27 protein-coding genes and 4 tRNA genes are annotated in these 24,541 nt (G+C 70.9%); 2 read left to right on the top strand and 29 right to left on the bottom strand.

Going from position 1 to position 24,541, the window contains the following annotated elements; all coding sequences use genetic code 11:
• Positions 1-114: 114 nt before the first annotated feature.
• The 3 genes from Aru02nite_RS32700 to Aru02nite_RS32690 are packed head-to-tail and all read right to left on the bottom strand — an operon-like array spanning position 115 to position 2,775.
• Positions 115-942 (bottom strand): MlaE family ABC transporter permease, encoded by an 828-nt coding sequence (locus tag Aru02nite_RS32700; RefSeq protein ID WP_203664116.1) that lies wholly within the window; start codon positions 940-942, stop codon positions 115-117.
• Positions 942-1,715, bottom strand: coding sequence for an MlaE family ABC transporter permease (locus Aru02nite_RS32695; protein WP_203664114.1), 774 nt, complete (start codon positions 1,713-1,715; stop codon positions 942-944). Before Aru02nite_RS32695 ends, Aru02nite_RS32700 begins: the two co-directional genes overlap by 1 nt.
• Positions 1,708-2,775, bottom strand: coding sequence for an ABC transporter ATP-binding protein (locus tag Aru02nite_RS32690; protein WP_203664112.1), 1,068 nt, complete (start codon positions 2,773-2,775; stop codon positions 1,708-1,710). The genes Aru02nite_RS32695 and Aru02nite_RS32690 overlap by 8 nt, the downstream gene beginning before the upstream one ends.
• A gap of 356 nt (positions 2,776-3,131) precedes the next feature.
• Here Aru02nite_RS32690 and Aru02nite_RS32685 point away from each other — a divergent pair, with 356 nt between their 5' ends.
• Positions 3,132-3,794 (top strand): hypothetical protein, encoded by a 663-nt coding sequence (locus Aru02nite_RS32685; RefSeq protein WP_203664110.1) that lies wholly within the window; start codon positions 3,132-3,134, stop codon positions 3,792-3,794.
• Here the strand turns inward: Aru02nite_RS32685 and Aru02nite_RS32680 are convergent, their stop codons facing one another.
• From Aru02nite_RS32680 to Aru02nite_RS32600, 18 genes are all read right to left on the bottom strand, one after another.
• The gene (locus tag Aru02nite_RS32680) at positions 3,795-4,145 is read right to left on the bottom strand and encodes a DUF6572 domain-containing protein (RefSeq protein WP_203664108.1); all 351 of its coding nucleotides are present in this window, start codon (positions 4,143-4,145) and stop codon (positions 3,795-3,797) included.
• Positions 4,146-4,156: 11 nt separating this feature from the next.
• Positions 4,157-5,245, bottom strand: a complete 1,089-nt coding sequence (locus Aru02nite_RS32675) for a WXG100 family type VII secretion target (RefSeq protein WP_203664106.1) — start codon at positions 5,243-5,245, stop codon at positions 4,157-4,159.
• Positions 5,246-5,262: 17 nt separating this feature from the next.
• Positions 5,263-5,559: a DUF6317 family protein gene (locus tag Aru02nite_RS32670; RefSeq protein ID WP_203664105.1), complete on the bottom strand. Its 297-nt coding sequence runs from the start codon at positions 5,557-5,559 to the stop codon at positions 5,263-5,265.
• Positions 5,560-5,675: 116 nt separating this feature from the next.
• Positions 5,676-6,059, bottom strand: coding sequence for a 50S ribosomal protein L7/L12 (rplL, locus tag Aru02nite_RS32665; protein WP_203664104.1), 384 nt, complete (start codon positions 6,057-6,059; stop codon positions 5,676-5,678).
• 108 nt (positions 6,060-6,167) lie between these two features.
• Positions 6,168-6,728 (bottom strand): 50S ribosomal protein L10, encoded by a 561-nt coding sequence (gene rplJ / locus Aru02nite_RS32660; protein ID WP_203664103.1) that lies wholly within the window; start codon positions 6,726-6,728, stop codon positions 6,168-6,170.
• A 446-nt stretch (positions 6,729-7,174) separates the two neighbouring features.
• Positions 7,175-7,897 carry a 50S ribosomal protein L1 gene (gene rplA, locus Aru02nite_RS32655; RefSeq protein WP_203664102.1) on the bottom strand — a complete coding sequence of 241 codons (723 nt, stop codon included), beginning with the start codon at positions 7,895-7,897 and terminating at the stop codon, positions 7,175-7,177.
• An 80-nt stretch (positions 7,898-7,977) separates the two neighbouring features.
• Positions 7,978-8,409 carry a 50S ribosomal protein L11 gene (gene rplK / locus Aru02nite_RS32650; RefSeq protein WP_203664101.1) on the bottom strand — a complete coding sequence of 144 codons (432 nt, stop codon included), beginning with the start codon at positions 8,407-8,409 and terminating at the stop codon, positions 7,978-7,980.
• 155 nt (positions 8,410-8,564) lie between these two features.
• Positions 8,565-9,380: a transcription termination/antitermination protein NusG gene (gene nusG, locus Aru02nite_RS32645; protein ID WP_308446288.1), complete on the bottom strand. Its 816-nt coding sequence runs from the start codon at positions 9,378-9,380 to the stop codon at positions 8,565-8,567.
• 91 nt (positions 9,381-9,471) lie between these two features.
• Positions 9,472-9,999: a preprotein translocase subunit SecE gene (gene secE, locus Aru02nite_RS32640; protein ID WP_239077089.1), complete on the bottom strand. Its 528-nt coding sequence runs from the start codon at positions 9,997-9,999 to the stop codon at positions 9,472-9,474.
• A 203-nt stretch (positions 10,000-10,202) separates the two neighbouring features.
• A tRNA-Trp gene (locus Aru02nite_RS32635) sits at positions 10,203-10,275 on the bottom strand.
• A gap of 146 nt (positions 10,276-10,421) precedes the next feature.
• Positions 10,422-10,841: a MaoC family dehydratase gene (locus Aru02nite_RS32630; protein WP_203664099.1), complete on the bottom strand. Its 420-nt coding sequence runs from the start codon at positions 10,839-10,841 to the stop codon at positions 10,422-10,424.
• Positions 10,838-11,293, bottom strand: coding sequence for a MaoC family dehydratase N-terminal domain-containing protein (locus Aru02nite_RS32625; protein ID WP_203664098.1), 456 nt, complete (start codon positions 11,291-11,293; stop codon positions 10,838-10,840). The genes Aru02nite_RS32630 and Aru02nite_RS32625 overlap by 4 nt, the downstream gene beginning before the upstream one ends.
• A 106-nt stretch (positions 11,294-11,399) precedes the next feature.
• Positions 11,400-11,567: a 50S ribosomal protein L33 gene (rpmG, locus tag Aru02nite_RS32620; RefSeq protein ID WP_030446732.1), complete on the bottom strand. Its 168-nt coding sequence runs from the start codon at positions 11,565-11,567 to the stop codon at positions 11,400-11,402.
• Between the two features lie 112 nt (positions 11,568-11,679).
• Positions 11,680-11,752: transfer RNA gene (locus tag Aru02nite_RS32615), tRNA-Met, on the bottom strand.
• 131 nt (positions 11,753-11,883) lie between these two features.
• Positions 11,884-11,956: transfer RNA gene (locus Aru02nite_RS32610), tRNA-Thr, on the bottom strand.
• A gap of 81 nt (positions 11,957-12,037) precedes the next feature.
• Positions 12,038-14,560, bottom strand: a complete 2,523-nt coding sequence (locus tag Aru02nite_RS32605) for a putative bifunctional diguanylate cyclase/phosphodiesterase (protein ID WP_203664097.1) — start codon at positions 14,558-14,560, stop codon at positions 12,038-12,040.
• Positions 14,561-14,719: 159 nt separating this feature from the next.
• Entirely contained in the window at positions 14,720-14,851 is a 132-nt protein-coding gene (locus Aru02nite_RS37375; protein WP_275408768.1) for a hypothetical protein, read from the bottom strand.
• A gap of 666 nt (positions 14,852-15,517) precedes the next feature.
• A tRNA-Tyr gene (locus Aru02nite_RS32600) sits at positions 15,518-15,599 on the bottom strand.
• A gap of 168 nt (positions 15,600-15,767) precedes the next feature.
• Here Aru02nite_RS32600 and Aru02nite_RS32595 point away from each other — a divergent pair.
• Positions 15,768-16,259, top strand: a complete 492-nt coding sequence (locus tag Aru02nite_RS32595) for a YajQ family cyclic di-GMP-binding protein (protein WP_203664096.1) — start codon at positions 15,768-15,770, stop codon at positions 16,257-16,259.
• A gap of 33 nt (positions 16,260-16,292) precedes the next feature.
• Here Aru02nite_RS32595 and Aru02nite_RS32590 read toward each other — a convergent pair whose 3' ends face one another.
• From Aru02nite_RS32590 to Aru02nite_RS32555, 8 genes are all read right to left on the bottom strand, one after another.
• Positions 16,293-17,108 carry an alpha/beta hydrolase gene (locus tag Aru02nite_RS32590; protein ID WP_203664095.1) on the bottom strand — a complete coding sequence of 272 codons (816 nt, stop codon included), beginning with the start codon at positions 17,106-17,108 and terminating at the stop codon, positions 16,293-16,295.
• Complete coding sequence (locus tag Aru02nite_RS32585; RefSeq protein WP_203664094.1) at positions 17,105-17,368, bottom strand: hypothetical protein; 264 nt, start codon at positions 17,366-17,368, stop codon at positions 17,105-17,107. The genes Aru02nite_RS32590 and Aru02nite_RS32585 overlap by 4 nt, the downstream gene beginning before the upstream one ends.
• 92 nt (positions 17,369-17,460) lie before the next feature.
• On the bottom strand, positions 17,461-18,348 hold the full coding sequence (gene htpX, locus Aru02nite_RS32580; RefSeq protein ID WP_203664092.1) for a zinc metalloprotease HtpX: 888 nt from the start codon (positions 18,346-18,348) through the stop codon (positions 17,461-17,463).
• A gap of 130 nt (positions 18,349-18,478) precedes the next feature.
• Positions 18,479-20,008, bottom strand: a complete 1,530-nt coding sequence (locus tag Aru02nite_RS32575) for an NADH-quinone oxidoreductase subunit N (RefSeq protein WP_203664090.1) — start codon at positions 20,006-20,008, stop codon at positions 18,479-18,481.
• Positions 20,009-20,167: 159 nt separating this feature from the next.
• On the bottom strand, positions 20,168-21,715 hold the full coding sequence (locus tag Aru02nite_RS32570; protein ID WP_203664088.1) for a complex I subunit 4 family protein: 1,548 nt from the start codon (positions 21,713-21,715) through the stop codon (positions 20,168-20,170).
• A complete protein-coding gene (locus tag Aru02nite_RS32565; protein ID WP_203664087.1) occupies positions 21,712-23,631 on the bottom strand; it encodes an NADH-quinone oxidoreductase subunit 5 family protein in 1,920 nt (639 codons plus the stop codon). The genes Aru02nite_RS32570 and Aru02nite_RS32565 overlap by 4 nt, the downstream gene beginning before the upstream one ends.
• Positions 23,628-24,002 carry an NADH-quinone oxidoreductase subunit NuoK gene (nuoK, locus tag Aru02nite_RS32560; protein ID WP_203664086.1) on the bottom strand — a complete coding sequence of 125 codons (375 nt, stop codon included), beginning with the start codon at positions 24,000-24,002 and terminating at the stop codon, positions 23,628-23,630. The genes Aru02nite_RS32565 and nuoK overlap by 4 nt, the downstream gene beginning before the upstream one ends.
• On the bottom strand, positions 24,002-24,496 hold the full coding sequence (locus Aru02nite_RS32555; protein WP_203664085.1) for an NADH-quinone oxidoreductase subunit J family protein: 495 nt from the start codon (positions 24,494-24,496) through the stop codon (positions 24,002-24,004). The genes nuoK and Aru02nite_RS32555 overlap by 1 nt, the downstream gene beginning before the upstream one ends.
• Positions 24,497-24,541: the final 45 nt, after the last annotated feature.

The raw sequence follows: 24,541 nt of genomic DNA, 5'->3' as shown, positions 1-24,541 counted from the left end.
GACGCCGCGAGCAGCAGCACCACCAGTACGACGAAGCCGACGCCGAGCAGGCGCCGGCGTACCACGCCCCTCAGCGCCATCGCGCACCCCGCCGTCCGGCGCCCGTCCGCGCGCTCATCCGCTGATCCGTACCGTCGTGGTGGCGCCCCAGATCGCGAGGCTCAGGAAGAAGTCGACCACGTTGATCGCGACCAGCGCGGTACGCACCGCGCGGCCCACCGCGATCCCGACACCCGCCGGACCGCCCGACGCGTTGTACCCGTGGTAGCAGTGGATCAGCACCACGATCACGCTGAACACCAGCACCTTGCCGAACGACCACAGCACGTCCTCGGGCGGCAGGAACAGATGGAAGTAGTAGTCGTACGTGCCGGACGACTGTCCGAAGTAGAGGGTGACCATCTCGCGGGTGGACAGGTAGCTGGCGAGCAGGCCGATCACGTACAGCGGGACGACGGCGATGAGGCCGGCGATCATCCGCGTCGTCACGAGGAACGGCAGCGACGGCAGGCCCATCACCTCCAGCGCGTCCACCTCCTCGTTGATACGCATCGCGCCCAGTTGCGCGGTGAAACCGCAGCCCACCGTCGCCGACAGCGCGATCCCCGCCACCAGCGGCGAGATCTCCCGCGTGTTGAAGTACGCCGAGATGAAGCCGGTGAACGCGCTCGACCCGATCTGGTTGAGCGCCTCGTAGCCCTGGAGGCCGACCTCCGTGCCGGTGAAGAACGTCATCGCCACGATCACGCCGACCGTGCCGCCGATGACCGCCAGCGCACCGGACCCGAAACTCACCTCCGCCAGCAGCCGCAACACCTCCCGCTTGTACCGCCGGACGGTGCGCGGCGCCCACGCGAAGGCCCGCAGGTAGAAGGACAACTGGCCGCCGAGGTCGTCGAGAAACCCCAGCGGCTTGCGGTACACCTCCTGCAATCCCGCCATCAGGTGCCCTTCTGCGGAACGATCTGGAAGTAGATCGAGGTGATCACGAAGTTCAGGGCGAACAGCAGCATGAAGCTGATGACCACGCTCTGGTTGACGGCGTCGCCCACGCCCTTCGGCCCGCCCTTCGCCGTCATCCCCTTGTACGACGCGACCAGCGCCGCCATCATCCCGAACACCAGCGCCTTGATCTCACCGATGACGAGGTCCTGGATCTGGCCCAGCGCCTGGAAACTCGCCAGGTACGCGCCCGGCGTGCCGCCCTGCATCACCACGTTGAAGAAGTACCCGCCGGACACGCCGACGACGTTGACCAGCCCGTTCAGCAGTACGGCGACGATCATGCACGCCACCACCCGCGGTACGACGAGGCGCTGGATCGGGTCGATGCCCAGCACCTCCATCGCGTCCAGTTCCTCGCGGATCTTCCGCGCGCCCAGGTCCGCGCAGATCGCCGACCCGCCCGCGCCGGCGATCAGCAGCGCCGTCACGATCGGCCCGGCCTCCCGCACCACCGCCAGCACGCTCGCCGCCCCCGTGTACGACTGGGCGCCGAGCTGGCTGGTCAGAGTGCCGAGCTGCAACGCGATCACCGCACCGAACGGGATCGCCACCAGCGCCGTCGGCAGGATCGACACGCTGGACACGAACCACGCCTGCTGGATCATCTCCCGTACCTGGAACGGCCGGCGCGGCGTCGCGCGCAACGCGTCCAGGCAGTACGCGAAGAAGGAACCGGAGTGGCGCAGCGCGCCGGAGACCGGGTTAGCCATCGTGCCGCCAGTCCCTCGCCGCCCTGTCCCGCTCCAGTACGACCGTGTCGGCCCGCGGGTCGGCACCGCCGTGCACCGTGCCGTCCTGGAGACGCGGCCAGTCGGCGGGCGTGGTGAACCCGCCCGCCGGCGCGAACGACCCGGGTGGCGGCACCACACCGTTGCGCCGGCACCACTCGCCGGGCGGCCGCTCGGCCGGCCGGGGCTCCCCGTTCAGCGGCTGCATCTGCAACGGGATCGGCGGCAGCGGCGGCAGTTCCTGCCCGGACGCGGCCTCCGCCTCCAGTTCGCTCGCGTCCTTCTCCTCGGCCATCCCGATCGGGCCCTGGCGCTGCGCGTTCAGGAACTGCCGGACGACGGGCTCCTGGCTCGACAGCAGCATCTCCCGCGGCCCGAACATCGCCAGGTGCCGGCGGTAGATCAGGCCGATGTTGTCCGGCACGGTCCGCGCCGTGTTGATGTCGTGCGTGACGATCAGGAACGTCGCGCCGGTCTGCTGGTTCAGGTCGACGATCAGATGGTTCAGCAGCGTCGTACGCACCGGGTCGAGGCCCGAGTCCGGCTCGTCGAACAGGATGATCTCCGGCTCCAGCACCAGCGCGCGGGCCAACCCGGCCCGCTTGCGCATGCCGCCCGAGATCTGGCCCGGCAGCTTGTGCTCGTCGCCCGCCAGCCCGACCAGGTCGAGCTTCTCCATCACGATCCGGCGTACCTCGGACTCGCTCTTGCGGGTGTGCTCCCGCAGCGGGAACGCGACGTTGTCGTACAGGTCCATGGAGCCGAAGAGGGCGCCGTCCTGGAACAGCACCCCGAACAGCTTGCGCACCTCGTACAGCTCGCGCTCGGAGAGGCGCGTCAGGTCCCGGCCCTGGATCATGATGTGGCCCTGCTCCGGCTTCAGCAGGCCGACCAGCGTCTTCAGGAACACCGACTTGCCCGTACCGGAGGGGCCGAGCAGCACCGAGATCTCGCCCGCGGGCAGCGTGAAGCTCACGTCCGCCCAGATGTTCTGGCGGCCGAAGGACTTGGTCAGCCCCTCGATCTGCACCTCGACGCCCACGTGAACATCCCCTCCCGGCCGGTACCGGCGGGCCGCGTCCGGCGGCCGACGGACCCGGGCCGCGCCGTCGCCACTCGTTCCGCGGCCCCGGGCCCCACGGTCGACTCCGGGCCATCGTGGTTTTGGGGAGGCCAACGAAACCGCGGAGTCGGTGGTGACGCGGATAAGTTAACTTCTGAGTAACGTCTAAGTCGAGACGTACGTCATGATTCTCTGGCTTCGCCGATGAGTCGCGATCTTTCGTGGCTTGCCGTGTTTTCCGCAGCTCCGCTCGGTAGCGATCGGCGCCCGAATCGCCCCACAACGTAGCCTGGGGCCCGAGCCGTCACCGGGCTCCTCGGACCGGAGGGACTGACGTGACCACCACCGTGGACGACCTGCTCGCGACCTGGCGTACCGCTGAGGCCGATGCGTTCGGTGCGCTGGGCTGGACACCCGGCATGCCCGACGTGTACTCGATCGCGCTGACCGACGACGGCGCGTGGACCGGCGAGGTACGGCTGCCCAAGAACACCCGCGGCGGCGTCGTGAACCAGGAGTACCCGGCGCCGGGCGTCATCCACCGGCCGACCGAGGACCTGCTCGCCCGGCTGGAGTCGTACGAGCCGGGCACCGCGCCGCCGCCGCAGACCGTCAGCGCCGTCCTCGATCACGTCGTACCGCCGCCCGAGTCGTTCCGCTACAGCCGGATCACCGTACGGCGGGCGGAGGACGTACCGGACGCCGTCGCCCGCACCGTGGAACTGGTCCGCGACCGGCTGCTGCCCTGGCAGCGCAGGCACACCGACCCGGACCTCGTACGCGACCACCTTGCGGGCCGGCCGTACCTGAAGATCCTGCGGGCGGGAAACCTGCGCCGGCTCGTCCTCTTCGAGCACCTGCGCGGCGACGACGCCGGGGCGCGCACCGCGCTCGACACCTACCTCGCGGAGTACGCCGAGGGGCTGACGCCGCAGGATCCGGCGCACCACGACAGCTTCGTCGCGGGGGTCGGCGCGCTGCTCAGCCGGCCCCGTTGATCAGCCGGCCCCGTTGACCAGCTCCGGCGGGAGGACGTCGACACCGAAGTCCACCGAGTGGCGGGCGAACATCCCGCCGGCGGAGCGCAACGCCGTCACCATCAGCTCGTCCTCCGGCGCCTGCTGGCAGACCAGCCGCACCCGCAGCTCCCGGCCCAGCGTGTCCGGCAACTCGCGGTGGATCTGCCCCGTCTGGATGAACCGCAGGTACGTGTTGACCTTGGCGACGACCTGCTCGACCTGCTGCCGCGACCCGTCGAACGCCCGGTCCTCGATCATCAGCAGCGTCACCGCCGTACCGTCGGCGGAGCGCGTGATGCTGTCGACCGTGTCGCCGTCCCGCACCGTCATCCTGCGACCTCCTAGAGCGTGGTCAGCTGGTACGCGCCCGAACCGTTCATCCAGTTGTACAACGAGGTCTGCGGGCCGGGCCCGGCGCTCCCGCCCAGTACGTCGGAGACGCTGTTCTGCCGCAGGGCGACACGCGCGTCGTACGGCATGCTGTCGATGTCCCAGCGCTGCACCCGCACCGAACCGATCTGCCCGCCGTCCAGCGTCCTGTTCGCCAGGGCGGGCGGCGTCGACGGCGTGTCCGGCACGTACGGATGGACGGTGCCCTCGCCCTGCAACCGCGGCAGCAGGTTCTGCTGCGCCGGACTCGGTTGCGCCGCACCGGTCTTCACCTCGTACGCGTGGATCGTGCCCTGGTCGTCGAACGTCAGCCGGTCGACCTTCATGTAGTCGTCGGAGTTCGTCGCCGACGGGTTGACCCGCACCTCCGTCGCCAGCGGCGTCTCCCCGTTCAACCGGCACCACGCCTCGTTCAGGTGGTTGCCGATCTCGCCGCGCGCGTTCGGCTGGTCGGTCGAGCCCTGGTAGTTGAAGTACGCGCCGTGGTCCGAGGTGGAGTCGAACGGCAGCGCGCTCTCCAACTTCAGCTGGATGCCGCGCAGCTGCGCCGACACGTTCTCGTCCATCCCGGTCGCCGACACCACCGACGCCTCGATGATCGCCGTGTACGCCTCCGCGACCGCCTGGTACGCCGCCTCCACCGCGCCCGCCGCCGGCCCCGCCGAAGCGATCTGGCTCCACTGCTGCGGACCGATGATCGCGGTACCGGTCGGCAGCACCCACGTGCCGACGTCCATCGCGCTCTGCACGATCGACCGCAGGGCGCTCACCGCGGCGCCCAGTTCGCCGGCACCCGACTCCAGCACCGTCGCCGCGTTGCCCAGCGCCGCCGACACCAGACCCAGCCCACGGTCGACCTTCTTCGCCTTCTGCTCCTGCGAGTTCGCGTCCTGTCCGACCCACTCGGCCTGCAACTGCTGCGTCGCCGTACCGAACGTGCCGTTGACCCCACGTACCTCCGCGGCCAGCGCCTGGAGCGAGGTCGCGACCGCACCGTAGTCCGCCGGTACCGACATCAGGAGCTGCATGTACTCCGGCACGGTCCACCTCCGGCCCGTCAGACGGTGAACGAGTCCTTGACGTCCTGCTCGGTCGTGTCGTACTTGTCGGCGTTGGCGGTCAGGCCGTCGCCGTGCCGGGAGAGCGTGCGCGTCACGCGCTGCACCGCCTGCTCGACCTCACCGACGAAACTGTCCAACGCCGCCGACGTGGCGAAACCCGGATTCGTCGCGCTCGCGCCGGCCGCCTCGCCGGTCGCGGCCGCCACCGCGCCCTCCAGCGCCACGGGCGATTCGGCGATCTGCTTGGCCGCGCTCCGCAACGTCTCCGGCTCGATCCGTACGTCATCGCCCATCCGGCACCTCCGCAGAACGAAATCTACCGACGTACCGCAAGCGCCCGTACGGGCAGCGAAAAGGGCGGTCACCCCGTACGGGATGACCGCCCTCGACGTGGAACCGCGAGCGACCCTTACTTCAGGGTCACGGTGCCGCCGGCGCCCTCAAGCTGCGCCTTGGCCTTCTCCGCGGCCTCCTTGGTGACCTTCTCCAGGATCGCCTTCGGGGCGCCCTCGACGACGTCCTTGGCCTCCTTCAGGCCCAGGCTCGTGAGCGCGCGCACCTCCTTGATGACCTGGATCTTCTTGTCGCCGGCCGACTCAAGGATGACGTCGAACTCGTCCTGCTCGACGGCGGCCTCGGCCGGGGCGGCGGCGCCGCCGGCAGCGGCGACGGCGACCGGCGCAGCCGCGGTGACCTCGAAGGTCTCCTCGAACTGCTTCACGAAGTCGGACAGCTCGATCAGCGTCATTTCCTTGAACGCGTCGAGCAGCTCCTCGGTGCTGAGCTTCGCCATGGTGGCGGTATTCCTTTCGTACAACCCGCGGTCGGTACCGCGGCGTATCGGCAACATGGGAACGGCCGGACGGCCGCTCGGCAGTACGGGTCGGGCGACCCGCACCACTCAGGCGGCTTCGCCGCCCTGTGCGCCCTGCTTGTCGGCCAACGCCTGCGCGAGCCGCGCCGTCTTCGACAGCGGAGCCTGGAACAGGCTCGCGGCCTTGGACAGGTTGCCCTTCATGGCGCCCGCCAGCTTGGCGAGGAGCACCTCACGGGACTCCAGGTCGGCCAGCTTGGTCACGTCCTCAGCCGAGAGCTTCTTGCCCTCGAAGACGCCACCCTTGATGACCAGAGCCGGGTTGTCCTTGGCGAAGTTGCGCAGCCCCTTGGCCGCGTCGACCACGTCGCCGTTGACGAACGTGACGGCGGTCGGCCCCGAGAACATGTCCTCCAGGCCCTCGACCCCGGCCTCCTTGGCCGCGATCTTGACCAGCGTGTTCTTCGCGACCCGGTAGTGCGTGTCCGGGCCGAGAGCCCGACGCAGCTCCGAGATCTGCGAAACGCTCAGTCCGCGGTACTCGGTCAGCACGGTCGCCGTAGCCGAGTTGAAACGGTCGACGATCTCGGCGACAGCCGCGGCCTTGTCCTCGCGTACCGGCTTGGTCCGGCCATGTGTGTCCGCCATGTCCCTCCTCTCATGCGTACTCGGGCTGGTTGGTGCGAGGCCCGGTAGGAATGAGAAACGCCCCGGCGCAGGGCGCACGGGGCGGGGACCGGAATCGGTGTCGGCCTTCGGCTGGCCGGCCTCGGCCACGTGGGACGTGGCATCAGGTCGGGATCGCCGGCGCCGGCAACCGTCGCCACCCGGGAGCCTGGGTGGCCGGTGTCCATCACGTCCGTCTTCCCTGCGCGGGTCGTCCGCCCCGGCGGAACCTTCGACCACACCGGCGAACCGGCATGGTGACCAGCGGTCTGTGGTAAGCGAGTCAAGCGTACAAGACCCGGCGGGTCCGGCTCCAACCGGAGTCGGCCACGCCACACGGGTACTCACGCGGAACGGGGCACCCCGACCAGTCGGCGTGCCCCGTTCGAAGCGACAGGTACGTCAGCGACGACGTACCGCCCAGGTCGTCAGACGACCGGCACCTCGTCCTCGGTGAGGTTGCGGGTGCGGTTCGGGTCGACCTGGATGCCAGGACCCATCGTCGTCGACAGGCTGACCTTCTTGATGTACTTGCCCTTCGACGACGCGGGCTTCACCCGGAGCACCTCGTCCAGTACGGCGGCGTAGTTCTCGACGAGCTGACGCTCGCCGAAGCTCGCCTTGCCGATGATCAGGTGCAGGTTCGAGTGCTTGTCCACCCGGAAGGTGATCTTGCCGCCCTTGATGTCGGCGACCGCCTTGGTCACGTCCATCGTGACCGTGCCGGTCTTCGGGTTCGGCATCAGGCCGCGCGGGCCCAGGATCCGCGCGATCCGGCCGACCTTGGCCATCTGGTCCGGGGTGGCGATCGCCGCGTCGAAGTCCAGCCAGCCGCCCTGGATGCGGGCGATCAGCTCGTCCGTGCCGACCTCGTCGGCGCCGGCGGCGACGGCCTCGTTGGCCTTGTCACCGGTCGCGAACACGATCACGCGGGCGGTCTTGCCGGTGCCGTGCGGCAGGTTGACGGTGCCGCGCACCATCTGGTCCGCCTTGCGGGGGTCGACGCCCAGCCGCATCGCGACCTCGACGGTCGCGTCGAACTTGGTCTTCGAGGTCGACTTCGCCAGCTCCACGGCCTCCAGCGGGCTGTACAGCTTGTCCTTCTCGACCGCCTCGAACGCCTTGCGGTACTCCTTGCCGTGCTGCGCCATGTGGTCCTCCACGTTGTGCCTGTGGTTCGTGGTACGAGGCGAGCGCATGCCCCTCCCACGTGGTACGGGAAGTGCGGTGGTCAGTCGGTGACCGTGATGCCCATGCTGCGGGCGGTGCCGGCGATGATCTTCGACGCCTGGTCGAGATCGTTCGCGTTGAGGTCGGGCATCTTCTTCTCGGCGATCTCCCGGACCTGGGCCTGGGTGACCGTGCCGACCTTCTCCTTGTGCGGCTCACCCGAACCCTTGGCCACACTGGCGGCCTTGAGCAGGAGCTTCGCGGCCGGCGGCGTCTTCAGCACGAACGTGAACGAGCGGTCCTCGTACACGCTGATCTCGGCCGGGACGATCTCGCCGCGCTGCGACTCGGTCTGGGCGTTGTACGCCTTGCAGAACTCCATGATGTTCACGCCGTGCTGACCGAGCGCCGGACCGACCGGCGGAGCCGGCGTGGCCTGGCCGCCGGGCAGCTCAAGCTTGAACGTGGTGACGAGCTTCTTCTTCGGAGGCATGACCTGGGCTTTCTCTACACGTCCCGCCCCGGCTCTACCTCCCGCCGGGCGCGGCACTCTGCCGTCTCGGCCGGTACTCGCGTGCCTCGGCGGCGGCTTCCTCTTCACACACCGGCACCTGGGCCTGTCCCGGGCGCCGGACGTCTATGTACGGCTCAAATCTTGGAGACCTGGTTGAAGTTCAACTCCACCGGGGTCTCCCGGCCGAAGATCGAGACCAGCACCTTCAGCTTCTGCTGGTCCGCGTTGATCTCCGAGATCGACGCCGGCAGCGAGGCGAACGCCCCGTCGGTGACCGTGACCGAGTCACCGACCTCGAAGTCGACCTTGATCTCGGGCTTGGCACCGCCGCCGGTGGCCGCGGCCTTCTCCTCCTTGACCGCCGGAGCCAGCCACTTGAGCACCTCGTCGAGGGTCAGCGGCGACGGGTTGTCGGCCCGGTCGGTAGCGCCGACGAACCCGGTCACACCCGGCGTGTTACGCACGCACGAGTACGACTCCGGGATCAGGTCCATGCGGACCAGGATGTAACCCGGGAAGACCTTGCTCTGTACGTTCTGCCGCTTGCCGTTCTTGACCTCGACCTCTTCCCGGGTCGGCACCTCGACCTGGTAGATGTAGTCCTCCATGTCGAGGCTCTGGATACGGCTCTCCAGGTTGGTCTTGACCTTGTTCTCGTACCCGGCGTACGAGTGCACGACGTACCAGTAGCCGGGGGCGTGCTTGAGCGCGTCGCGCAGCTCCTGCACCGGGTCGACCTCGACCTCTTCGACCTCGACCTCGTCGGCACCGGCCTCGTCGGCGGGGCCGGTCTCCTCGGCGACCTCGTTCTCGACGGTGGCCACGGCCGCCGGAACGGCCGGCTCGGCGGTGCCGTCCCCGGCCGCGCCACCCGTCGTGGCGGCAGCCTGGACCGCCGGCGAGGTCTCGCTCTCGTCGGTCGGTCGGCCGGTCTCGTCGAACTCAGACACGCTTGCTCACTTCCAATGTGGATCAGGGGCCCGGAAACCGAGGCCGGACTCCTGGGCAGGGGACGCGGCTCGAAGGCCCCGCAGGCTACGTCTACTTATTGTTACCAGCGCCGAAGACCCACAGTGCCCCCTTGGAGAAGGCGACGTCGAGAAGTCCCACGATGGTCAGGATGACCGCAACGAACACGATCACGACCACGGCGTACGTCACGAGTTCCTTGCGGGTGGGCCAGATCACCTTGCGGAGCTCGGCGACGACCTCCCGGATGAACAACGGAATCCGGGCCAGGCCACGCGGACGGGTGTCGGCGGGCTTGCCCTTCTTGCCGGACTTCCCGTCCTTCTTCGCCGACCTGTCGGCCTTCCCGCCCTTGTCCGCGGAACGCTTGCTGCGCACGGCGACCGTCTTGGAGTCGGAGTCCTTCGACCCGCCCTTGGCACGCTTCGACCGCGTGGACGTCTCCACGTCGGAGTCGGCCACCGAGTCCTCGTCCGCGGTCAGGTCGTCCTCGGCGTCGGTGAGAGCGTCCTCTGTGGCGGCCTCATCGAGGCTGTCGCGAACTTCGCCGTCGGCGGACTCGCCGTCGGCGTCACCGCCGCGTCGCTTCCTCTCGGCCACTTCAGCCCTCTCAAGGTCCTATGCCAACAAGGTCCCAGCCACGTACAGGCCGGGTTGAGCACACGCTCGATCCTGACCTATTTGTGCGTCCGGGCCAACCCCTTGGCGAGAGGCCGGCGCCGGTGTCGGGCCAACGCGACGGCGGAACCAGCGCACTGCCACGACTCGCCCACCCGGCCGGACCGGCCGGGACGTCCTCGGCGCAGGGGCGACAGGACTCGAACCTGCAACCTGCGGTTTTGGAGACCGCTGCGCTGCCAATTGCGCCACGCCCCTCCGTGACCTCCACGCCGGACGTACCGGTGCGGTGTCACGCTTTCCAAGGGCAACGACATGCGCGATCAGCGTCAACCACGCAGCGGTCAGCACCCCCGGCGGACCAGTGTACGGGTTGTCGCCTCAATCTCCCAACCGGCACCCGGTCAGGCCAGCCGGACCGTCGCGCGGGCCTGGCCGAGCACCTTCGTACCGGCGGCGGAGACGGTCAGATCGACCAGTACCTGGTGGTCGTCGAGGGTGCGCTTCACCACTCCGGTGACCTCTACCGAGGTGCCCTCGTCGGTGTCCGGTACGACGACCGGCCGGGCGAAGCGCACCGTGAAGTCCCGCAGTGCGGCGGGATCGCCGGTCCAGTCGGTGACCGCGCGGGCGGCCAGCCCCATGGTGAGCATGCCGTGCGCGATGACGTCCGGCAGGCCGACGGTGGTGGCGACCCGCTGGTTCCAGTGGATCGGGTTGAAGTCGCCGGAGGCCCCGGCGTACCGGACGAGGTCGGCGCGGGTGACCGGGAAGCTGCGGGCGGGCAGCTCGGTGCCGACGGTCACGTCGTCGTACGAGATCACGCCGGCTCCTCGGGTCCGCGTACCACCAGGGTGGACCACGCCGTGGCCACCTGCTCGCCGGACTCGTCGGCCAGCTCGGTGCGGGTGGTGATCATGTCGTTGCCGGCCATCGACCGGATCTTCTCCACGGTGACCACGCAGCTCAGCCGGTCACCGGCACGCACCGGCCGGTGGTACTCGAAGCGCTGGTCCCCGTGTACGACGCGGCTGAAGTCGAGGCCCAGCTCGGGGTCGTCGATGAGGGCCGCGCTCGCCGGCAGCGTCAGCACGATCGGGAACGTCGGCGGCGCGATGACGTCCGGATGCCCGAGGGCGCGCGCCGCGGCGGGATCCCGGTACACCGGGTTGTCGTCGCCGAGCGCCGCGGCGAACTCGCGGATCTTCTCCCGACCCACCTCGTACGGCGGGGTGGGCGGGTAGCTGCGACCCACGAACGAGCTGTCCAGCGGCATGCTGCCTCTCCCACGACGTACGGCAGGGACACGAAACGACCGGCCACCCGAGGGCGCCGGTCGTCAAGCTGATGCGGCGGACGCGACCCGGAGGGCCGCGCGATGCCTATCGGGTCTCGCGGTGCGCGGTGTGCTTGCCGCAACGCGGGCAGAACTTCTTCAGCTCCATGCGATCCGGGTCGTTGCGACGGTTCTTGCGCGTGATGTAGTTGCGCTCCTTGCACTCCACGCACGCCATCGTGATCTTCGGACGTACATCAGTCGCCTTGGCCACGGCGGAGTGCCTTTCTCGTCTAACGATGTGTCCTCGGTGACCCGGAGGGGGTCGACCGGTACGGCGCGGGACGCGCCCGGACCAGGGTACATCGCCCGATGGCGATGCCTCGTAGCGGTGGCCGGACTCGAACCGGCGACACAGCGATTATGAGCCGCTTGCTCTGCCAACTGAGCTACACCGCCAGGCCGAAACCAGCAAGGCTCCAACCACCCGGCCCCGCTGGGGGTACGGGGGGCTCGGGAGGTCGTCCCCCCGGCCAGCATTGCGAGCGATCATGGCTCACGATTTCCGTGAGCACACTTCTCCCATCGCGAGCCCCTTTACGGAATCGAACCGTAGACCTTCTCCTTACCATGGAGACGCTCTGCCGACTGAGCTAAAGGGGCGCGACCTCCCTTGCGGGGAGGTGCCTGGGTAAGGGTACACGGTGCCGTGGCGGCTCCAAAATCGGATCCCCGCCCCTGTCGTCAGGGCACGACGCGCAGCTTCCGGTCGTCTCCCGAATCCGCCGGCGACACCTCCGTACGGGCCGCCAACCAGGCCGTGAGCCGCTCGTACGACAGGGGCCGGGAGAAGTAGAAGCCCTGGCCGACGTCGCAGCCGATCTCCTCAAGCTGGCTGAGTGCCAGCTCGCTCTCCACGCCCTCGGCGACGACCTGGAGGCCGAAGTGACCGGCCAGGTCGACCACCGCGCGCACGATCGCGTGGTCGCCCTCGTCGGTCGCCATGCCCTGCACGAACGTCCGGTCGATCTTGACCTCCTGCACCGGCAGCCGCCGCAGGTACGACAGCGACGAGTAGCCGGTACCGAAGTCGTCCACGGACAGCCGTACGCCGATCTCGCGGAGCCGGCGCAGCGTCGGCAGCGGCCGGTCGGTCTCGGCGATCATGCCGTCCTCGGTGATCTCCAGGGTGAGCCGCTCCGGCGGCACCCCGTACTCCTGGACCAGCTCCTCCAGGTAGCCCGCGAACACCGGATCGACCAGCGTGCGCGGCGACAGGTTCACCGCGACGGTCAGCGGATGACCCTCGTCACCCCACTGCCGGCACCGCCGCAACCCCTCCCGCAGTACGAGGTCGGTCAGGCGGCCGAGCTGCCCGGTGTGCTCGGCGACCGCGACGAAGTCCTCCGGCGCGACCCAGCCGTGCGTGGGGTGCTTCCACCGGGCCAGGCACTCGACGCCGACCAGCTCGCGGCGACCGATCGCGATCTTGGGCTGGAAGTACACCTCGAGGTCGCCGGCGTCGATGGCGCGGCGCAGGTCGCCGGCGAGGCCGAGCCGGCGGACGCTGCGCGACTCCAGACCGAGGTTGAACACCTGCACCGCCGCCTGCGTACCCTTCGCGGCCAGGGTGGCGAGGTCGGCGCGTTGCAGCAGCATCTCCGGCTCGCTGCCGTGGTCGGGGTGGATCGCGATGCCGACCGCGGTGTCCACGTCGAGCCGCAGCGTGCCGAACGGCATCGGGTCCTGCAACGCGGTACGCAGCTCGCCGGCCAGCCCGACCGCCGCCTCCGTGTTGCCCATCCGTAGCAGCAGCGCGAACTCGTCGCCGCCGATCCGCGCCACCAGCGACCCCGCCGGCGCCCGGTCGGCCAGCCGCTTGCCGACCTCGGCGAGCAACTGGTCGCCGGCGCTGTGGCCGAGCGAGTCGTTCACGTCGCGCAACCCGTCCACGTCGAAGATCAGCAGCGCCACGACCTCGCCCGGCGCCCGGACCTGCACCGCCTCCTCCAGCGCGGTGATCATCCGGTGCCGGTTGGGCAGCGCCGTCAGCGCGTCGTGGTACGCGTCGAACCGCAGCCGCTCGACCAGCCGCGAATTCTCCACCGCCACCGCGGTCTGCGACGCGATCGCCTCCATCAGCGCCACGTCGGCATGGTCGAACAGGTGCAGGTCACCGAGCCGGTTCGCGCACTCCAGGCAGCCGACGGTCGCGCTGCCGGACCGCAGCGGCACCGTGATCACGTCCTTCACCCGGCTACTCGCCAGCAGCTCCCGCTCCCGGTCGTCCCCGAGCTTCGGCCCGACCGCCCGGGTCGCGCCCTCCTCGATCACCTCGGCGCGCAGGCTGTGCGGCGCGGGCGCCTTGTCCAGCAGGCCGCGCACGCCCTCCTTCGCCGTCAACAACACCTCCGGGTACCGACCGGAGGCGGGCAACCAGAGCGTCGCGTACTCGGCGCGGAGCATCTCGCGTACGCGGGCGAGCAGGATGTCGGCCAGCTCGCCCTCGGAACTCGCCCGCCGCACCGCGCGGGTCAGTTCGTACATCTGGTCGAGTTTCTGGTGCTCGCTGAGGAACCGCGCATACGCCCGGTACGCCAGCGCCACGGCCACCGTGAGCCCCAGCAGCAGGAGCAGCGACCAGAGCGTGACCTGGATGGCCAGCAACATGATCAGGCCGATGACGGCGCAGACCAGACCGGCCGCCATCGGTTGCGCGTTGCGCAGCAGGCCGCGGGTGGTGAGCCCGCCCTGGACGACGCTGATCACCAACGCCACCCCGAGGTACGTCACCAGCTCGGCCATCAGGATCGCGGAGAGCGCCACGACCCAGCTCTGCGGGTGCGTCGGCGACAGCGGCCCGAACGCGACGACCACCGCGTTCGCCACGGCGGTCGCGGCCGCGAACAGGAAGACGTTGAAGAAGTACTTGGTGACGTCCTTGGTACGCCACAGGTACACGACGGCGCCGGCGAGCACGCGCGCCGCGAGTACGCCGAGGGGGTGGAGCAGGAAGAGGGACAGCAGCAGCGGGATCTCGACCAGCGCCACCGTCATGCTCTGGCGACCGACCTCCAGATGGAGGTTGATCGCCTGGCCCGCCAGGAACAGCGCCGCGAGCGCGGCGAACAGCCACCACGGGCCGAACCGGAAGTGGCTCACGCCCGCGGTGGGTACGGTCAACGCCACGGTCAGAACGATGAGTCCTGACGTGATGAGCCAGGAGTACATCGCCGCGCGACCAGAGACAGGCGTCGCAGGACTCATGCGCGCATCCGTTGCCTCTCGACGGACGTTGGCTCCTCGACGGACATTGCCTGTCGAAGGGCGTTGCCACTCGAAGGACATTGCCTCTCGACGGACTCACCGGGGTGAGTGCGGCACCGTCTGGTCTGACGGGTCAGACGTGGTGATGCACCGGGACGGTCAGCGACCGACCAGCGTCCAGCCGTAGTCCGCGGCGGCGGCGTTGGACGCGAACACGAGTGCGCCAGCGGTTGCAGCAGCAGCCAGCGCGGCCACGCGTACCGCCCAACGGGACGTCTTGAGCTTACGCATGAGACTCTCCTGAACCACTCACGATCGGGATCGGGTCGCAACCGGCGACCGGCCAGGCCCTGATGCTAGCCGCAAGCGCGACGCCAACAGAAGGGATCACCGCGCGTCTCCACCCGAACGTTCGAGCACGTCGCGGCTTAGATGGCGGTTTGCCGGGAAAGTTACCTGACCGGATGATCCGATCGGCGCAGCTTCACCCACTTCGGCTCCGGCAGACATTCGCCGGGCCCGATCGCGCGATCCATCCCTTCCGTACTCCGGGCACCACGCTCCGTTTACCTCTGCGCCGCCGAACCCTCGCGTACCGGTGGACTCACCCGAGCACACGCACGGCGCCCCGAGCGCGTTGCACCCGATCTTCCGGCCGTGGGCGCCCGGCGCGACATGATCTTGCCGATACCGTACGCCCGGTCTCGGTCCACCAATGCGACATGCCTTGCGTACCCGGCGCTCGCGGAGCCGACGGCGCGCGACCGGCCCGTTCGATGCGTACGACGGGTAGCAGGTCTCGCCGCTGCGCGAACGTCTGCGCGACACCATGTGGTTCGCCCCGACGCTGGGGCTCGTGGACCGGCAGGGCATCGGCTGAGGCACGCCGCGAGCCAGGCACGACGAAGGCCCCCGACCGGCATTGCTGCTGGTCGGGGGCCTTCGTCAACCCTGGCGTGGCGGGTACAGGATTCGAACCTGTGTAGGCGAAGCCGACGGATTTACAGTCCGCTCCCTTTGGCCACTCGGGCAACCCGCCAGGGTGCGCCACGCGCGTCAGCACGGGGTGCGAGAGAAGGATAGCCGTACGCCCCGGGGGCGACGCAAACGGGTAGCGTCGGCGTCGCGGGTGGGCACGAGGCAGCGGTCCGGGCGTGCCCGCGGTACGGGCAGAGCAGGTCATCGACGCAGTACGGGAGCACGATCCGTGGCGAATCCGAGCTTCGACATCGTCAGCAAGCTGGACCGGCAGGAGGTCGACAACGCGGTCAACCAGGCGGCCAAGGAGATCAGTCAGCGGTTCGACTTCCGGGGTACCGGTGCCGACATCTCCTGGTCGGGCGAGGAGGCGGTGACGCTGACCGCGGAGACCGAGGAGCGCGTGAAGGCGGTACTGGACGTCTTCAAGGAGAAGCTGGTCAAGCGGAACGTCTCGCTCAAGGCGCTGGACGCCGGGGAGCCGCAGGCGTCGGGCAAGACGTACAAGATCAGTTGTGGGTTGGTGTCCGGGATCGAGCAGGACCAGGCCAAGAAGATCGGCAAGCTGATCCGGGACGAGGGCCCGAAGGGCGTGCAGGCGCAGATCCAGGGCGACCAGCTGCGCGTCACCGGCAAGAAGAAGGACGACCTGCAGGCGGTCATCACGCTGCTCAAGCAGGCGGACCTGGAGATCCCGCTCCAGTTCACGAACTACCGCTGACGCCGCGCCCCGACCCCGCCGGCGGTGGCGGGGTCAGCGGGGCAGGCCGGCGGGTGTGCCGCGCAGCGCCGAGGTGACGAAGCGGGTGACGTCGGCCAGGATGTCGTCGGCGTTGGTCTCGTTGAAGATCTCGTGCCGCGCCCCCGGGTACTCGACGGCGGTCAGGTTCTCGCCGCGGATGCGCGCCACCCCGGCCCGCGTCGGCCCGATCGGTACGAGCTGGTCGTCGCCGCCGTGCGCCCACAACGTCGGCTTCGTGATGCGCGGGCCGTTGTTGATCTCGTCGAGGCAGCGGCCGATGGCGCGCAGCGTGGGGCGCTTGAACGGACCGTGCCAGATCAGCGGATCGGCCGCGTACCGCTCGCCGACGGCCGGGTCGCGGGACAGGGTGCTGACGTCCAGCGGCTCGTCCGGGATCTCGCCGTCGGCGAACTCCTCCACCGGGTACCAGCTGCCGAGTACCGGTCCGGACAGGACGACGGCGGTGAGGTCCGCGGCGTGCAGCTGGGCGTACCGGGCGGCGATCATGCCGCCCATCGAGTGCCCGACGAGTACGACGGGGAGGTCGGTCGGGGTCTGCTGGGCGGCGGCGTGGAAGTCGGCCAGCACGTCGTCGTACGACTCGACGAGGACGCGTTCGCCCTCGGACCGGCCGTGCCCGAGGTGGTCCGGGCCGACGACCTCGGCACCGTTGGCGTGCAGGGCGGCGGCCACGTGGTGGTACCGGCCGAGATGCTCGCCGTACCCGTGGGCCAGGAGTACGCGGTGGGTGGGGGCGGGGTGCGGCCAGCGGTGCACGACGACGTCGCCGCGGGTACCGGCGAGGTGGGTCAGCTCGACATCCGTCACGGCAGGACCTCCGGGAGTACGGTGCGGGCCGCGGGATCGACCCGCAGCAGATCGGGGAAGCGGAGCGCGGCCCAGAACGCGGTCGGGTCGGGCAGCTCGGCGACGGTACGCAGCCAGACGGTGAGCGCCATGCCCTGCGTACCGAGGACGAGCGGGCGGCCGGCGGCGCGTTCGGTGTGCTCGGCGGGTGTCAGGGGCCAGCGGTCGGGCGGGGTGTCCGGGCGTACCTCGGGTTCGGCGTGCCGGACCACGTGGATCATGACGGCGACGGTAGTCCACGCACCCGGGGTACGGAACGTCCCGGCCCGTACGGGACGGACCGGGACGTGGTGGTGCGGGGTCGAAGGGCTGGTCAGAGCCGTGCGGGGCCGCCCGTGATGGCCATCTGTTCCAGCCGCTCGACGCGCTCCGCCATCGGCGGGTGGGTCGAGAAGAGCTTCGCGACGCCGGCCGCGCGCAGCGGGTTCGCGATCATCAGGTGGGCGCTGGACTGGAGCTGGCTCGTCGGTTGCAGCGGCATCGCGCTGGCGCCCGCGTCGATCTTGCGCAGCGCGCTGGCGAGCGCCAGTGGGTCGTTCGACAGCCGCGCGCCGTCCGCGTCCGCCTCGAACTCGCGGCTGCGGCTGATGCCGAGCTGGATCAGCGACGCGGCGATCGGGCCGAGGATCAGCATCGCGAGTACGCCGAGGATGCCGGGGCCGTCGTCGTCGTCCGACCGCCCGAACGGGATGAACCACGCCAGGTACGCCAGCGCGGTGATGATCCCGCCCAGCGCCGCGGCCACGCTGGAGATGAGGATGTCCCGGTTGTACACGTGGGACAGCTCGTGTCCGATCACGGCCCGCAGCTCGCGCGGGGCCAGGATGCGCATGATGCCGTCGGTGACGCAGACCGCCGCGTTCTTCGGGTTGCGCCCGGTGGCGAACGCGTTGGGTTGCGCCGTCGGGCTGATGTACAGGCGGGGCATGGGCTGGCGCGCGGCCGTCGACAGCTCGCGGACCATCGCGTACAGCTGGGGTGCCTGGGCCTCGCTGACCGGCTGGGCGCCCATCGACCGCAGCGCGATCTTGTCGGACCAGAAGTACGTCGCGGCGTTCATGGCGAGCGAGATCAGCACCGCGACGACCAGACCGGTGCCGCCGCCGATCAGGTACCCGATGCCGATGATCAGTGCGGTCAGCAGACCGAGCAGCAGCGCGGTCCGCAGGCCGTTGTGGTGCCGGTGCACGGCCACCCTCATCACTCCCTGGAATGTCCCGTGGACCACGTACAACGCGGCCGGGATGCCGTTTCATCCCGGGCCGCGGGTTGCCGGGTCCGACTCCAGGATGCCCCGGTCCGCTGGTAACGAGCTGGGAAAACGCTGACGTTCAGAAGAGCGCGGCGGCGTCCAGGACGAGCTGCGGGGCGAAGCCGACGACGACCGCGGCGGCCGTCACCGCGGCGAGCACCACCCCCACCGTCACCGGTACGCGGGGCGCCGGTGCCGGCTCGCCCGGGCGGTACAGCTGCACCACGACACGCAGGTAGTACGCGAGGCCGACGACGGCGTTGAGGCCGATCACGACGGCGAGCCAGGCGGCACCGCCGGCCAGCGTCGCGCGGACCACGGTGACCTTGGCGAACAGTCCGGCGAGGCCCGGCGGCAACCCGGCCAGGCCGACCAGGGCCAGCGCCAGCGCCGCGCCGACCACCGGCCGCGCCCGCCCCACCCCCCGGTACTCGGCCAGCTCACCGCCGCCGTCCGCGCCGCGCAACGCGACCACTCCGGCGAACGCGCCCAGCTCCAGCAGCAGGTAGAAGATCGTGTACCCGAGGGTGCCGGCGACGATGACCCGCAGCGCCGCCGGCTCGCGACCGGCCGGGGCGGCGAGCGCACCGAGCGGCGCGATCAGGTAGCCGGCCTGCGCCACCGAGGAGAACGCGAGCAGCCGCACCATCCGTACCTGGCGCAGCGCGGTCAGGTTGCCGACCGTCATGGTCGCCACCGCGAGTACGGCGAAGAGGGGACCGGCGACGTCGAGCCACGGGCGCAGCGCGTCGACCCCCACGTACAGCAGGGCGACGATGCCGCCGAGCTTCGACGCGGTTGACAGGTACGCCGCGACGGGCAGCGGCGCCCCGTCGTACGTGGCCGGCGCCCAGCCGTGGAACGGCACCGCCGCCACCTTGAACGCCAGCCCCACCAGGATCAGCAGCACCGCCGCCGCGGTCAGCGGTACGTGTCGCAGGTCGTCGCGGTGCGCGAGCGCGGCAGCCAGCCGGTCCAGGTGCACCGCGCCGGTCAGCCCGTACAGCAGGGCGGCGCCGAGCAGCGTCACCGCCGTCGACACCACCGACACCGCGAAGAACGTCACCGACCCGGCCGCCGCGTCCCGCGGTCCCCGTACGTCGTCGGCACGGGTGCGGCGGCGCAGCCCGACCAGCACGTACAGCGGGAGGGTGAGGGTCTCCAGGGCGATCACCAGCGTGATCAGGTCGCGCGAGTAGCCCAGCACCACGCCGCCGGTCAGCGACGCCAACACCAGGAAGGTGTACTCGCCGCTCGGCGCGACGCGCGCCCGCAGCGCCGGTACCGACAGGCCCAGTACGGCCAGCGCGACCGCGCAGAACGCGACGGCGACCAGCGCGCCGGTGTGGTCCGCGACGTACGAGCAGGACGTGCCGACGTGCACCCCGCCCGGCAGTACGCCACCGGCGGTGCAGAACGTGCCGCGGCGCGGCCCGGCGCCGACGATCCCCGCCGCCACCGCGGTCGCGACCGTACCGAGAGCCGCGACGGACAGCACCGGCCCGCGCCGCCCCGGTACGACGAGATCGGTGACGAACGCGGCGACCGCCGTCACCGCCGCCAGGTACGCCGGCAGCAACGCCACCTGGTCGATCGCCTGCACGCTCATCGGCGTTCCTCCTCCGTCGGAACCCCGACGAGGCACCACGCACGACGATCCTGACTCACTCGCTGACGCTCGCTCATCGGCGTTCCTCCTCCGTCGGAACCCCGACGAGGCAGCCGCGACGCGGCTGGGGACAGCGCACGACGATTCTGGTTCGCTCGCTCACGGGGTCACCGCCGTCACCAGGGCGTGCACCGGGGCCGCGGTGAGCGCGAGGACGAGGGAGGGGGCGAGGCCGACGGCGAGCGCCAGCAGTACCAGGGGCGACCAGGCGACGAGTTCGGCCCCGGCCAGCGCCGTCGGACGCAGGCCCACCACGGCGTTCACCGCCGGCCCGTGCGTCACCCGCCGCAGCAACCGCAGGAAGTACGCCGCGGCCAGCGCGCCGCCGACCGCGGCCAGTACGGCCAGGACCATCCACAGTGGACCGCCGTGCCGGACCGCGGCGTACACGGTGAACAGCTCGCCCCAGAAGCCGGCGAGGCCGGGCAGTCCGAGTGAACCGATCGCGGCGAACGCGAGCAGACCGGCGAGGCCCGGCGCGACCTCGCGCAGGCCGCCGAGCCGGTCCAGCTCACCGGTGTGCGCCCGGTCCTTCAGCGCACCGGCCAGGAAGAACAGCAGGCCGGTGAGCAGCCCGTGCGCGATGTTGCCGACCAGCGCGGCCTGGAACCCGGTGGCGCTCAGCGTGGCGATGCCGAGCAGTACGAAGCCCATGTGGCCGACGGAGGAGTACGCGATCAGGCGTTTCAGCTCGGTCTGCCGCAGGCACACCAGCGCACCGATGAGGATCGCGGCGGTGGCGAGCACGCCGAGCAGCGGGGCGAGCGTGCGCGCACCGCCCGGTACGGTGCCGACCGCGACGCGGAGCAGCCCGTACGTGCCCATCTTGAGCAGTACGCCGGCGAGGATCACGGAGCCGACCGTCGGCGCCTCGGTGTGCGCGTCGGGCAGCCAGGTGTGCAGCGGCCACAGCGGCGACTTCACCGCGAACGCCAGCGCCAGCAACGCGAACGCCACCACCTGCGTACCGTGGCCGAGGCCGGCGCCGCCGCGCTGGGTGAGCGTGACCAGGTCGGCCGTCCCCGCGCCCGCCACCACCACGAACACGCCGGCCAGCAGCAGCACCGACCCGAACAGCGTGTACAGCACGAACTTGGTCGCCGCGGCACGCCGGCGCGGGCCGCCCCACACCGCGATCACCGCGTACATGGGGAGCAGGACGATCTCGAAGAACACGAAGAACAGCACCAGGTCCAGCGACTCGAACACGCCGAGGATGCCGACCTCGATCGCCAGCAGCAGCGCCACCAGGTAGCGCCCGCGGTCGTCCGGTCGCGCCTCCTCGGCCGGCCCGCCCGGGTCGACGCCGGGCCGGTCCACCCCCGGCACCGGCACCCGCCACACCGTGTACCCGCAGCACAGCAGCGTGAGCAGGGTGGTGAGGACGACCAGCGGCCAGGAGATGCCGTCCACGCCGAGGTGGAAGCGCAGGTCGAGGGCCGGCGCCCAGGGCACGTCGAGCTGGTGCCACGGCCGGATCGCGCCCGTGCCGCCCGGCTCCCGGCCGAACGCCAGCGCCACCGACGCCAGGAACGCCAGCGCCGCGGCCACCGTCCCCACGACCCGGCCGGTACGGTCCGGCAGCAGCGCGGCGGCCAGCGCACCCAGCGCCGGTACGGCCAGCGTCGCGACCAGCAACACGGTCACCGCACACCTCCGACGAGTACGGCGACGAGGCCGAGGACGAGGGCGCCGGCGAGTACCGCGGTGAGGTAGCCGGGCAGGCCGGTGTGCAGGCGCGCCAGCGTACGGCCGAGGCGGCGCGCGCCGCGGGCCGTACCGGTGACGCCGCCGTCGACGACCCGGGCGTCGCCGAGCCACACCGCGGTCGCCACCGCCTGCACCGGCCGTACGACCAGGGCGCGCTGCACGTCGTCCAGCCGGAACCCGGCGGCGAACAGCGCACCCGCGCGGCCGAGTACGCGGGCCGGGTCGGCGGCGGTGTCCCGGCGCCACAGCAGGTACGCGCCGAGTACGCCGGCGGCGGTCATCGCCAGGCTGATCGCCACGACGACCGGGTCCAGCTCCGCCCCGCCGAACGCCCCGCGGCCGTACCCGGACGCCGCGGTGAACACCCCGAAGTGCCGCGCCGGCGCGTACGCGAACCAGCCGAACTCGGTGGTGCGCGGCACCAGGGTCAGCGCGCCGAGACCCACCGCCGGTACGGCCAGCACGACCAGCGGGATCCACATGGTCCGTGCCGGCTCGTGCCCCGCCGCGCCGCGCGACGCGCCGAAGAACGTCCGCAGCCACAGCCGCGTGGCGTACCAGGCGGTGATGGCGACGGTGACCAGGCCGGCGACGAGGACCAGCAGGTGCACCGGCGCCAGGCTCGCCAGCACCGTGCCGGACGAGCCGCGCGCCGCCGCGTCCAGTACCGCCTCCTTGCTCCAGAACCCCGCGAACGGCGGTACGCCGGCCAGCGCCGCGAGCCCGACCGTCATCGTCCAGAACGTGACCGGCATGCCGCGGCGCAGCCCGCCCATCCGGCTCATCAGGTTCGTACCGGCGGCGTGGATGACCGAGCCGGCCGCCAGGAAGAGCAGCGCCTTGAACGCCGCGTGTGTCAGCAGGTGGAAGATCGCCGCCTGGTCCGAACCGGCCGCGAGCGCACCCGCCATGTACGCCAGCTGGCTCACCGTCGACCAGGCGAGTACGCGTTTGATGTCGTCCTGCGCGGTCGCGGCGAGCGCGCCGAGCAGCATCGTCACCGCCGCCATGACCCCCAGTACGGTGAGCGCCGCCGGCGCGCCGAGGAACAGCGGGTACAGCCGGGCGACGACGTAGATGCCGGCGGCGACCATGGTGGCCGCGTGGATCAGCGCGCTGATCGGGGTGGGGCCGGCCATCGCGTCCGGCAGCCAGGTGTGCAGCGGGAACTGCGCGCTCTTGCCGGCGACCCCGGCGAGCAGCAGCAGGCAGGCGGCGGTGACCCGGGCGTGCGACAGTTCGCCGGACGCGGCGGCCCGGATCACGTCGTCGATCCGGAAGCTGTCGGCGCCCGTGCCCAGCAGGATCACGCCGAGCCAGAACCCGACGTCACCGACCCGCGTCACCAGGAACGCCTTGACCGCCGCGGCCGGCGCCTCCGGCAACGTACGGTCGTGCGCGATCAGCAGGTACGAGCAGATGCCCATGACCTCCCAGCCGACCAGCAGCTGGATCAGGTCGGAGGCCACCACCACGGTCAGCATCGCCGCGCAGAACAGGCTGACCTGCGCCGCGTACGGTGCGTACCGGTCGTCGCGGTCGAGGTAGGCCACCGAGTACACCTGCACGAGCAGGGCCACGGTGCCGACCGCGACCGCCACCGCCGCCGCGACCGGATCCACCCGTACGCCGACGTGCACGGTGACGTCGCCGAGGTCGGCCAGCGTCACCGAGCCCGTGGCCGTCTGCCGCAGCGCGGTGAGCGCGACGGCGGCCACCAGCGCCACCGCCGTCGCCGCGATCCCCAACGCCGCCGCGGTACGTCGCGCCGCGGGCCGTACGAGCAGGCCGGCGAGACCGGCGGCGCCCGGCACCGTCGGCAGCAGTACCGCGAGCACGGTCGGCAGGCTCACCGCGCCTCCCCGTCCGGGTCCGGTCGTACCGCGGCGCGCGGGGCATCGGCCTCGCGCGGGGCGTCGGTCTCGGTGGCGGCGCCGACGCCGTCGGTCTCCACCGAGGCGCGCAGCCGGAAGAACCGCAGGATCACCGCGAGCCCGACACCCACCTCGGCCGCCGCCAGCACGATCACGAACAGCGTGAACACCTGACCCGACCGCGGTACGCCGACGATCGAGGTGTCCGCGGTGACGAACATCAGGTTGACCGCGTTGAGCATCAGCTCGATGGACATGAGCAGCAGCACGGCGTTGCGTCGTACCAGGACGCCGTAGACGCCGACGCCGAACAGCAGCGCGGCCACCACGTACGGAATGACCGGGTGCATCAGCGGTCACCCCGGCGGGACAGCACGATCGCGCCGACCAGCGCGGCCAGCAGCAACACCGACACCACCTCGAACGGCAGCACCCACTGCCGGAACAGTGCCGCGCCGATCCGGGCCGCGGTACCCGGCGGCGGCTGGTCGACCCGACCCCACCGGTACGCGTCGACGAGCAGCGCGGCGAGCCCCAGCCCGGCCCCGCCACCCACCAGCAGCCCGGCGAACCGCGGCCGGTCCAGGTCCGGCGACGGGCCGATCGGCGCGCGCGTCAGCATCACCCCGAACAGCAGCAGCACCACGACGGCCCCGACGTACAGCAGGATCTGCACCCAGGCGACCAGCTCGGCCGTGAGCACCAGGTACATGCCGGCCAGCCCGCCCAGCGAGACCACCAGCCACAACCCGCACCGGACGAGGTGCCGACCGGTCACCACCAGCACGCCGGCGCCGAGCGTCACCGCGCCCAGCGCCACCAGCAGTACGTCCGCGACCGTCACGGCACCAACCCACCCATGGTGATCCATCCTGCCGTGTCGGGACGC

This window comes from Actinocatenispora rupis, assembly GCF_016861975.1.
Taxonomy (GTDB): domain Bacteria; phylum Actinomycetota; class Actinomycetes; order Mycobacteriales; family Micromonosporaceae; genus Actinocatenispora; species Actinocatenispora rupis.
The sequence above is the reverse complement of the archived record's forward strand: the minus strand, read 5'-3'. Positions and strand labels throughout refer to the sequence as shown.